The sequence below is a fragment of the Galbibacter marinus genome (assembly GCF_000300875.1).
GTDB lineage: Bacteria > Bacteroidota > Bacteroidia > Flavobacteriales > Flavobacteriaceae > Galbibacter > Galbibacter marinus.
On sequence record NZ_AMSG01000033.1, the window covers coordinates 19,340 to 29,401 of the forward strand.

Consider the following 10,062-nt stretch of genomic DNA (forward strand, 5'->3'; position numbering starts at 1 on the left):
GGGAGCTATTAACGTTCTAAACTAGTGTTCTTAATACTTTAGTCTCTATTGCTTATAAAAGTAAACATTGTCCACCAAAAGAGTCATTGTCCCAGCAGGTTGTCCTGAATAAATCAGTTGCGCAATATTTGTTCTGTTGGTCATACCTGTAAAATCACTTAGTGGAATATCCAAGGAGATCCAAGTGTTTTGCTCTAGATTATCATAGGTGATTTCATGTTCAGTGTCATCTCCACCATCATAAATACCACCAGGACCAAAATCAACTAATTTAATTCTGATTTGGGTTGCATCTCCAGTCCAGACATCAGTATGGAAATGAGTCATTGAGGAGGCGTCAATTTGACTAGTTACTGTTTCTATGCCTACGAAATTCAAATCGCTGTACTTTTTTACAGCATTACCATCGATTTCGATATCTTCTAGCGTTGCAACTGACCAATCAGTTCTCCAACTATCTACCGAAACATTAGTATAACTATCGCTAAATAGAGAGATCACATCAGCCGCTGCATGAGTTGGGTTCGAAGCAGGAGCCGTAGGTCCAGAAGCCGAAGGGGTATAAAAATAGATATTATCAAGATAAATGGTTCCATTTCCATCAAGTTTCAATTGTATTAGATCTTTGAGGTCTACTACCGATGAAAATTCACTTAGTGGAATATCTAGACTTACCCACTGACCTGTTGTTATAGGAAACGCATAAGGAATCTCTGCAGGGCCAGTACTGATTAATGATAAATTAATTGCAGTGGCATCGGCTGTCCAATAATCAACATGGACCATTGTATGAGCAGAAACATCAACACTTGAGGCAAATGCTATCCCTTGATAATTCAGGTTGGCTAATTTAAGGGTGTTGTCACCACCAATTAATTCCTGAGTAACCTGTGTGGATTGTCCCCAATTTGGATTGAAGTCTGTTCCTTCAACATTAGTATAGGCATCACTAAAGATTGAAATAAGTGCAGATCCATCAGCACTTGGTACAGGTGCAGCCGTAGTAGGAGCAGCAGCTTCTCCAGGTTCTTCAGCTGCTCCTTCCGCCATAACTATATCATCAAAATAGTAGGTCGTTGGAGCTTCCTTAGTGCCGTTAAAACCAAAGAACAACACTATACGATCGAATTTATCGGTATCACTTGGTGAAAAAGCAAAAGATAACTCTTCCCATTGATTAGCCACAGTTGTAATGGCTTGAACTTCTTTATTAATGGAACCATCAGCGGAATCTTCAAACTTTAAAAGAACGATTTGATCAACAGCAGGAGAATATACCTTTACTTTTATAGTTTGTAAAGCTGAGAAATCCACTCTGCCAGCCAAATCATAATAGAAACCAGCCCATGGCTCTACACCTTCACTTTGACCGTAGGCTACAACATAATTCGAAGTATTGATACCAGAAGGATCTGGATTCTCAACGAATTCATGAGTAAAAGAACCATCTTTCTCACCAAAGAAAGTTGGCTCTGGTCCTTTACATTCGAACTGTATGCCCTCGCTTAAAAGAGGTACATAAGTTTCAAATTTACAAGGTTCACCAGGCTGTGGTTCAGGTTCGGGGGTTGGGGGAACATAGGCTGAAGGGGGTGGCATATCATCGATATTGTCGCAGGATATGATACCTACGAGGATCCCAAAGAATAAAAGCAGCGATAAAAATGCTTTCCTTTGGCTTGTTATATGGTTATTTTTATGAATGTTCATTTTCTTTGAATTTAAATTATTCCCTTAGTTATATCCGTCATTTTGAGGATAATTCGGCCCTAACAGATCCATTTGTTGTTGAGGAATAGGCCAATTTTTCATGTACTCTCTAAGAAGTACCTTTGGATTACCCTCTGGATACGACTCATTCATGTTGTCGTTATTCATATGGTCAAACAAAAAGTCGTAAAGTTTACCCGTTCTCTTGAGTGTAAACCAACGTTGTCCTTCAAAGGCTAATTCACGAGCTCTTTCATCTAAAACTGCTTGAAGATCAATTGAATTAACAGATGCTGTATTAGCTCTATTTCTCACCTGGTTAAGGTATTCTAAGGCCTTAGCAGTATTGTTTAGCATCATATGAGCCTCTGCGCCGATAAGGTAAGTCTCAGCCAATCTGTAAATCATTATATTTTTAAAGTGATTTCGATCAGTTGGCTCCACAGTCTCATCGAAGAACTTTAATATGCCTGGATTTTGTCTTCTGTAATAGAGCATAAACTCATTTTGATCAGTTGGATGGTTCTCATATAAGTCTAATGGATCTCCCAATTCCTTCCCTGGAGGAAGAGCCGCTGGATCATTGTAGGCGTAATTAAATATGTAATAGGTATTATTTCTTCTATTGTCATTAGGATCTTCATTTAAAAGATCAATCGCATATTGATTCAATGAAATAAACCCTGCTCCAGCACCACCATTTTCAACAGACTGAATCATCCCAGGAGCATCAGAATAAGCAGCTACCATATTCCAATTCATAATATGAGGACTTCCTCCTCCTATGGTTTCTTTCATAAAATTAACCGTAAAAAGAGATTCTGAATGCTCTAGTGTTCCTGCAAAGACCTGCTCTGTAGGAACCAACGAATGGAATCCACTACTAATCACCGCATCAGCCTGCGCGGCAGCCTCGGCCCAGTCATTTTCCCACATGGCAACTTTGGCTCTAAGGTGCCTGGCAGCTCCTTGTCCCCACCTACCAAATTGCTCTGGAGCATAGTCCAAATGTTCGATTGCAAAATCCAAATCAGATCGCAAGAGTGCAAAAATCTCTTCAATAGAGGATTTGTCCTGAGGTACATCAAAGGCATTCTCTGGAGTAGTCGGTTCAGTGGTGATGTAAATATTATTAAACAAACGATAAAGAGAGAAGAACGCATGAGCTCTCATCGCTTTTGCCTCGGCCAAGATTTGATCCCTTCTATCTGGGTTAATATCTGGCAAATTCTCAGCACTTTTTACAATTGCATTAGTTCTGTCTACTAAGCGGTAAAAGTGTACCCAATGGGCATTGATTCCAGATGTGGTTCCATAGTCTCCAAGAGAAGCTCCCCATAGCAATCGGCTATAAAGAGAAGCCTCCCCTGTGATCCCAACACCCAAATCACTCTTTGCTTGTAGAATAAGTGGGTAGGTCCCGTTTAGGCTTTGATCCTGATAAATATTTCTATTCAAAGAATAGAGTCCTACAACTGCTGATTCCAGTCCTTCTTCAGTGGAATACAAGAAATCAACAGAAGTATCTGAATGTAAGCTATCGTCCAAAAAATCCTTTTCACAGGAGATAAATAGCATAAGGGATAACACGGCTGTAAAAATCCCTCTTGATGATAATATATAATGTTTATTTTTCATGATATTTTTTTTAGAATCCTACTTTTACGCCTAAGGTGATATTCCGTGTTTCAGGGAATTCAGACTCCCAACCCGATACTGGTGGTTGCTCTGGACTGTATGACCTAAAGTCAGTGGAAGTAAATAAATTGGTGCCAGTGACATATACATTGGCACTCTTTATACCAAACTTCGAAAGACTTTCCCCTGGAATATTGTAACCCAAGGAAAGGGTCCTAAGCCTGACATAAGAAGCGTCTCTAACGGCGAAAGAATACAAGTGTAAATGCGTATCTGGTTTTGGACGTGGATACTCCGTAGAAGGATACTCAGGCGTATAATATTTGGTTCGAATTCCATTAATAGCCCCTTTCCAAAGCTCACCGTCTGCAAGTACAGGGTTGAGCTTAGTAGCGCCTTGTACAATATAGATATCCGCAAATAAATCAAAATTCTTATAGGAAATCGTATTGGTAATGGATCCATACCAATCTGGATCGGTAGAAGTAAATACATTATCCCTATCGTCGATTTGGCCATTTCCATCTTGATCCACTACTCTGACATCACCTGGTTGTGCTAAGGGGTTTCCTGAATTAGCAATATCATCTCCTTCTTGATAGATTCCGTCATACTTCGGTTGCCAAATGTTGTTCATAGATTGACCAACTGACAATCTTCTTCCCCAAGTATCGGTCATATCAATTGGATTACCGTCATCGTCCAATTCACCCGTTAGTGCAATGATTTCATTTTCATTTTTTGAAAAAATCAATCCCAAGGTCCATCTAAAATAGTTACTACGGATTAAATTAGTCATTAAAGAAGCTTCTATTCCTCGATTTTCTAGCTCCCCGGCATTAAATCGCATAACATTAAATCCAGTAGTTCCTGCAATGGATCTGTCTAAAAGTAAATCCTTTGTATTGGATTTATAGTACTCAAATGTCCCTTCAAAAAGGTTATTGAACAATCTAAAATCTACACCAGCATTAAAGGTAGTGGTTGTCTCCCACTTAAGGTTTGGATTTGGCAAACGAGAAGAAGGCGTAGCTCCCGCCACTGTTTCTCCACCAAACACATACGGAACATCATCGGCAACCCCAAGTGATTCTAAAGGATTAATCCCCTGATTTCCCGTGTTTCCGTAACTTACTCTAAACTTCATTTCATCCACCGCATCCACTGCTTGCATAAAAGGCTCATTGTGCATCTTCCATGCAACGGATACCGCTGGGAAATAACCCCATTTATTGTTCTCTGCGAACACAGAAGCTCCATCCGCCCTAGCGGTAGCCTCAAGTAAATAACGATCAAGATACCCATAACGAACTCTACCCATAAATGAAAGCAGTCGACGTTGAGAAACATCTCTGATACTGTTGAGAAGAACCGTGGCATTACCATTAAAACCTAATGCGTCATTGGTAAACCCAGATTTATCCAATTGGGTGTATTCATTTCGCTGTTCATCGAAACCTTGTACTGCTGTAAAATCTAAAGAGTGATTATCGTTAAGCTCAGGAGTATAATTCACGATATTCTCTACCAAAACTTGTTTAAACAAAGTATTTGAAAGAACCCCTATACCATCATTTCCTTCATCTCCAGCAGAGTGAAGAGAACTTCTATAGATTCCCCTGTTAGTGTTCCTATTTCTTAAAAATGTTTTTAAGGTATAACTTAGCTGCGGTGCAATATCATACACTACACTAAGACTCACATCAGTAAGGTTAATTTTACTCTCGTCCATGGATTCTCTTTGGTCCCACAGCGGGTTAACCGCAGTGTTTGTAGGTCCTAAGTAGAACTTCTCTAATTCACCTTGATCATTATAAGGTTTTGCCAAAGGTGTGATGGTGGTAAAGTTAAGTCCCCCAGTTTCACGGTCTTGTTTGGCATTTTGATAATTTAATATCCCCCTTAACAATAACCGATCGTTAATCCTTTGTTCTAAGTTTAATTTAAAAGATCCTCTTTTATAGCCTGAATTAGGAATAATTCCTTGTTGATCAAAGTAATTAACACTGGAAAATATTTTGGTGTTTTCTCCTCCAGCCGATAGAGAAAGTGAATGACTTTGGATAACGGCATCCCTTAATACCAGATCCTCCCAATCTACAAAATTTCTGTTTTCAATAGCCTCAAGTTCAAATGGAGAAAAGATATTTTCATCGTTAAGATAGTCCCCAGTAAATCTATTCCTATTGGCTTCTCTCTTTAAGTCGATATACTGTTGTCCAGTATATTGATGAAAGTTTTTGGTGAGTGCCTGAATGGTTGTATATCCGTGGTAGTCAATTCTAGGTTTACCTTGTTTCCCTGTTTTAGTGGTCACAAGAATCACCCCATTAGAGGCGCGAGATCCATAAATAGCCGTTGAGGCAGCATCCTTAAGAATTTCAATATTTGCAATGTTATCAGGAGCAACATCGTTTAAGTTGTCATAAGGCAGTCCATCAACTATAATTAATGGGGCATTACCTCCAGGAGCAACTGACACATTACCACGAATTACAATATCAGAATTACCACCAGGTCTAGCATCACCTAGGTTCACCTGTACCCCCGCCGCTCTACCGCGGAGCATTTCAGAAACATTGGTGGTAGGAACTGTGGTCGCTTCCTCAACCTCAATGCTGGACACCGCACCAACCACATTGCTTTTAATTTGTGTACCGTACCCTACGACGATTACTTCATCTAATGCTTGAAAGTCAGCTTCTAATATTGGACTGATGACCTCCCGGCTACCCACGGTTATTTCCTGGGTTACAAATCCAATATAACTGAATACAAGAACATCAGTTTGGGAAACATCATCAATAGAATAGTTTCCATCAAAATCACTTACAACACCTCTAGTGGTTCCTTTTACAAGGATGTTCACTCCAGGTATAGGCCCAGTATTATCTGATACTGTCCCACTCACGGTCTTGGATTGTGAAAAGCCAAATCCCGTACATAGTAATAGTACTATGGTTAGAATGCCATACTTCATTTTGTTTAGATTTTTAGAGTTTTTTGTTAGAGTTATAAATATAACCCCTAACCCTATCAATCTTCCAAAAGAAGCCTCTATTAAAAACCTACAGTTTCAATATACCGCATCGAAAGGCATAATTAACTTCACAACACCCTATATTACAAGAGAATTCTATAAATCACTTAAACCAGAATATTGTACCATTACAATGCTAAGAACTCACCTTGTAGAGCCATTGTAGAGGTGTTTTTAACGTTTGTAGAGTAGCTAGATCTTACAAATAGTTTTGGTTAGAAATTCAATATATAGTCCGTAAGGTTTTCTTGATGTGGGAGCTCAAGTTTTTTACGAATCCTATAGCGTTTCATTTCAACACTTTTCACTGAAATATTCAATAGAGGTGCTATTTCCTTTGAAGAGAGGTTCAGACGAAGATAAGCACAGAGCTTAAGATCATTATTTGTCAGGCTTTCGTGTTTGGCTTTAATCCGATTTAAGAAATCCTTGTCAGCATTGTTAAAAGCATCTTCAAAGAATTTCCAATCATCCTCACTGTTGATATTACTGTCGATTTCTCGAATCACAAGTCTAATCCGCTTATCCTTCTCTGGAATCATATTAAGCTGAGACTTTATGGAGGATAAAAATTTGTTCTTTTTCAAAATACTCATTGTGGAGATGGCAAGCTCCCTGTTCTTACCTTCAATTTCATTCTGTAGCTTCTCATTAAGTATGTGGCTAATGCGTTCTTTCTCCTGTAGATTACGACGTTCCAGTTCCTTTTGATTATTTAGGATAAGAGTTTCTTGCTTTTTTCTGTAGTGTCGCTTGTAGATTCGATGGATTAGAAAAAACAAGAAACATAAACTAAGCGCGTAAAAAGTGAGTGCCGTGGCCGAGAGGTACCATGGTCTAGCCACAGTAAAACTATAATGTGCGGTATTCTCTGTAAGATTATTTCCAGCCAAAGCTCTTACGCTAAAAGTATACTCGCCAAATGGAAGGTTCATAAAGGTAACTTCAGGAGTTTCTAACCATTGACTCCATTGCTCATACAGACCATCTAATTTATATTGATATCTTACATCAGTATACTTATCATATTCAGGTACACTATACTGGAATTTCAGATTGTTGTTTAAATATTTAAACTGGCCTTGTTGACCAAGATGCGCTTTAGTAGAGACATTTTGATAATCGCCGTATTGAATAGCGTGAATGGCAATCTGATGAAGCACTGGATTGACCTTTTCTAGATCAAGTGAAATATATCCATTAGAGCTTCCTATAAGGTAACGCGAATTTGAAATCTTTGAGATATTCTCAAAACCACTTACTCCTAAATTATTACTCAATGTATTTGGAATGGGAATATTAAAGTCATTTAACTTCCCACTCAAGCTGCTCTGATGGATGTATTTTATACCATTTTCTGTAAAGTACCAAACCCTTTGTTCCAAAGAATCTGGGATTAAAATACTAATAGGGCGTTGATTATCTTTAAACACTATATCGGTCATAGCACTATCCAAGGTGATATCTGTAAGCTTATCATCGATGGTATATATACCTGTAAAAGTTTTATAATATAACTGACCTTGGAATTGGAAAAGATTAGAACTGTGACTAATAGGTCCAACATTATCTACCCTAACTACCTTTTGTAATGCGGTATCTAAAACTAAGTGAAATACGCCCTTTTGTTCATGATTTACCACAACATCTAAATCGTTTATCTCGAAAAACCGACTTGAGGTATCAAATCCCTCAATTATATTGCGTAAAGACCAATGGCCATTTTCTTCTTCAAGTACACTTAACCCATTGTAATTTCCTTGTAATACAAGATCATCTCTTTGTGCTATTGCTTTCACTCCCCAGGTTCCTCTGAAATCAGAAACCAATTCCGCTTGGTCACCTCGAATTACGAAGGTACCACTGTTATGCCCACAGAAAATTGTTTGATGAACACGTTGAAGACTCCATACCTGTCCTTGGGTTCCTCTGATCATTTTAAAATCATCTTGACTATCAGAGCGTCGTACAAACAGTCCTTGATTAGTTCCAAGGTAGAGATAATTTTCATGGTTTAATGCCGCATAAACGACTCCTAACTTTCCGAGTTTATCAATATACTCGTTAAAGGGAGAGTGCAGATTCACTACACTAAGCCCGTTATCAAGACCCAACCATAAATTGCTATCGGCATCCTCAAAAAGTGAAAGTACCGTATTATTGTTAAGACCTTTAGATTGGTTAACATTGCGGATTTGATGTCCATTTTGGTCTAAGTGAAAAAACCCATTGGAAATACTCCCAAGAACAAATGTATCATCGGATAATTTGATACTGCTATAAATCCTAAGATCCAATGAATCCATATCCGTTGAAAAGGACGAAAGGTTGTTATGATCATACAAATACCACCTCGCATTATCAGTAACAAGTAAAAGGTTTCCTTTGTAGTCGTAAAGACCAATTAAAGACTGTGATTTTAACACCTGGTGATCTGTCACCAAAACAGGCTTTCCTTTGTCTAGGGTAAACAGGCCTTCTCGAGCTTTTTGAAAATAGACCTTATCCTTTATTTTATGTAGTTTGGCTTTTGCTAAGTTGGCTTCAATAATTTTAAAATCCTTTTCAAATAAGTCGTAAATGTAAATCCGATCTAGAGATTGGAATAGCACCCAGTGATCATGAACTAAAATATCCCAAAATTCTTCGTCCATAGAAACAGGTGAATCCAATAAGGCCGAGAGAGATGTATAACTCAATTGTCCACTATCTTCTTTTGTCCAATAACCGAATTCTCTATAAGACCCCGTATAAATCCTGTCATCCACCACCTCAACGGATCGAATAATGGATGCTGATGGTAACTTATAACTACGCCACGTATACCCATCGAATTCTAAAAGGCTAGAATGATTTGCTATGTAAATAAGTTTAGAAGAGGATTGAGAAATTGCCCAATTCTGGTATTCTCCATTATAAGTCTTTGGAGTGTAATTCTGGATTGGAGGGAGTTCTTGGGAGAACAGTCCCCAACAAAACAGTATCAAAAGGGAAGCAATTGTACGCCTCAACATAGTTAGTTAGAATTAGGTATAGTTGAGAGTAAAGATAAAAAATTTAGTGAACTGAGTAACACGCTATGTTTATTACAGTTAATAGGATTTTAAAAAGTTAAATATTTTTTAGTGCCTTGATCAGAACAATTTAATTATGTGTAAAGTATCAGACAAGCTTATTCTTTATAGTTGCACCCAAGATATTAATTTTGAAAAAAATCATTGGGTACTCAATCGTTTTGTCGATGGAAAGAATGATATTATTTTAGGCGAGCGAAATCTGCCATGTAGAATAGATCCCCTGATCGTGAAAACTAACATTGAGAAACTCACCAATATGCTCAACGCTACGAACTGCTTTGACTTTGAGGCAGAGTTTAAAGATAAAGATCAATTAGTGTTGTATTTTAAAAACGAAACATCTTTGTCAGAAAGGAAGATGTATGTCTTTGAATTTAAAAGTGAACTTACCCATCTACGCTAATGCGATAGATAGGCTTCGGGTTTCAACGGACGTGCTACCGTAGTAGACTGAATCATCCTCCACCTTTGTAATCGACAGTCCCTGCCGATATAGTTTTAACCCTTCTTTTAGGATGTTCTTTGCAGCATTCAAATCACGGTCTAAGTGATGACCATTCTCGCATGTCCATTCTCTATCAGAAAGGTTTAATTCTT

General features: G+C 38.2%; 6 protein-coding genes. 1 reads left to right on the forward strand and 5 read right to left on the reverse strand.

Features of this window, described 5'->3' with window-relative positions:
- Positions 1-45: 45 nt before the first annotated feature.
- The 4 genes from I215_RS14340 to I215_RS14355 form a co-directional block, all read right to left on the reverse strand.
- The gene (locus I215_RS14340) at positions 46-1,710 is read right to left on the reverse strand and encodes a hypothetical protein (RefSeq protein ID WP_008992712.1); all 1,665 of its coding nucleotides are present in this window, start codon (positions 1,708-1,710) and stop codon (positions 46-48) included.
- A 24-nt stretch (positions 1,711-1,734) separates the two neighbouring features.
- Positions 1,735-3,348 (reverse strand): RagB/SusD family nutrient uptake outer membrane protein, encoded by a 1,614-nt coding sequence (locus I215_RS14345; RefSeq protein ID WP_040460548.1) that lies wholly within the window; start codon positions 3,346-3,348, stop codon positions 1,735-1,737.
- Positions 3,349-3,358: 10 nt separating this feature from the next.
- The gene (locus I215_RS14350) at positions 3,359-6,328 is read right to left on the reverse strand and encodes a SusC/RagA family TonB-linked outer membrane protein (RefSeq protein WP_008992714.1); all 2,970 of its coding nucleotides are present in this window, start codon (positions 6,326-6,328) and stop codon (positions 3,359-3,361) included.
- 275 nt (positions 6,329-6,603) lie between these two features.
- Positions 6,604-9,402 (reverse strand): triple tyrosine motif-containing protein, encoded by a 2,799-nt coding sequence (locus tag I215_RS14355; protein WP_008992715.1) that lies wholly within the window; start codon positions 9,400-9,402, stop codon positions 6,604-6,606.
- Positions 9,403-9,538: 136 nt separating this feature from the next.
- On the opposite strand from I215_RS14355, the gene I215_RS14360 reads away from it, so the two are divergent.
- Positions 9,539-9,868 (forward strand): hypothetical protein, encoded by a 330-nt coding sequence (locus I215_RS14360; RefSeq protein ID WP_008992716.1) that lies wholly within the window; start codon positions 9,539-9,541, stop codon positions 9,866-9,868.
- Here I215_RS14360 and I215_RS16430 read toward each other — a convergent pair.
- Positions 9,860-10,062 (reverse strand): zinc ribbon domain-containing protein (locus I215_RS16430; protein ID WP_008992717.1); only part of this gene is annotated, 203 nt, incomplete at its 5' end. The two genes, I215_RS14360 and I215_RS16430, sit on opposite strands and share 9 nt — an antisense overlap.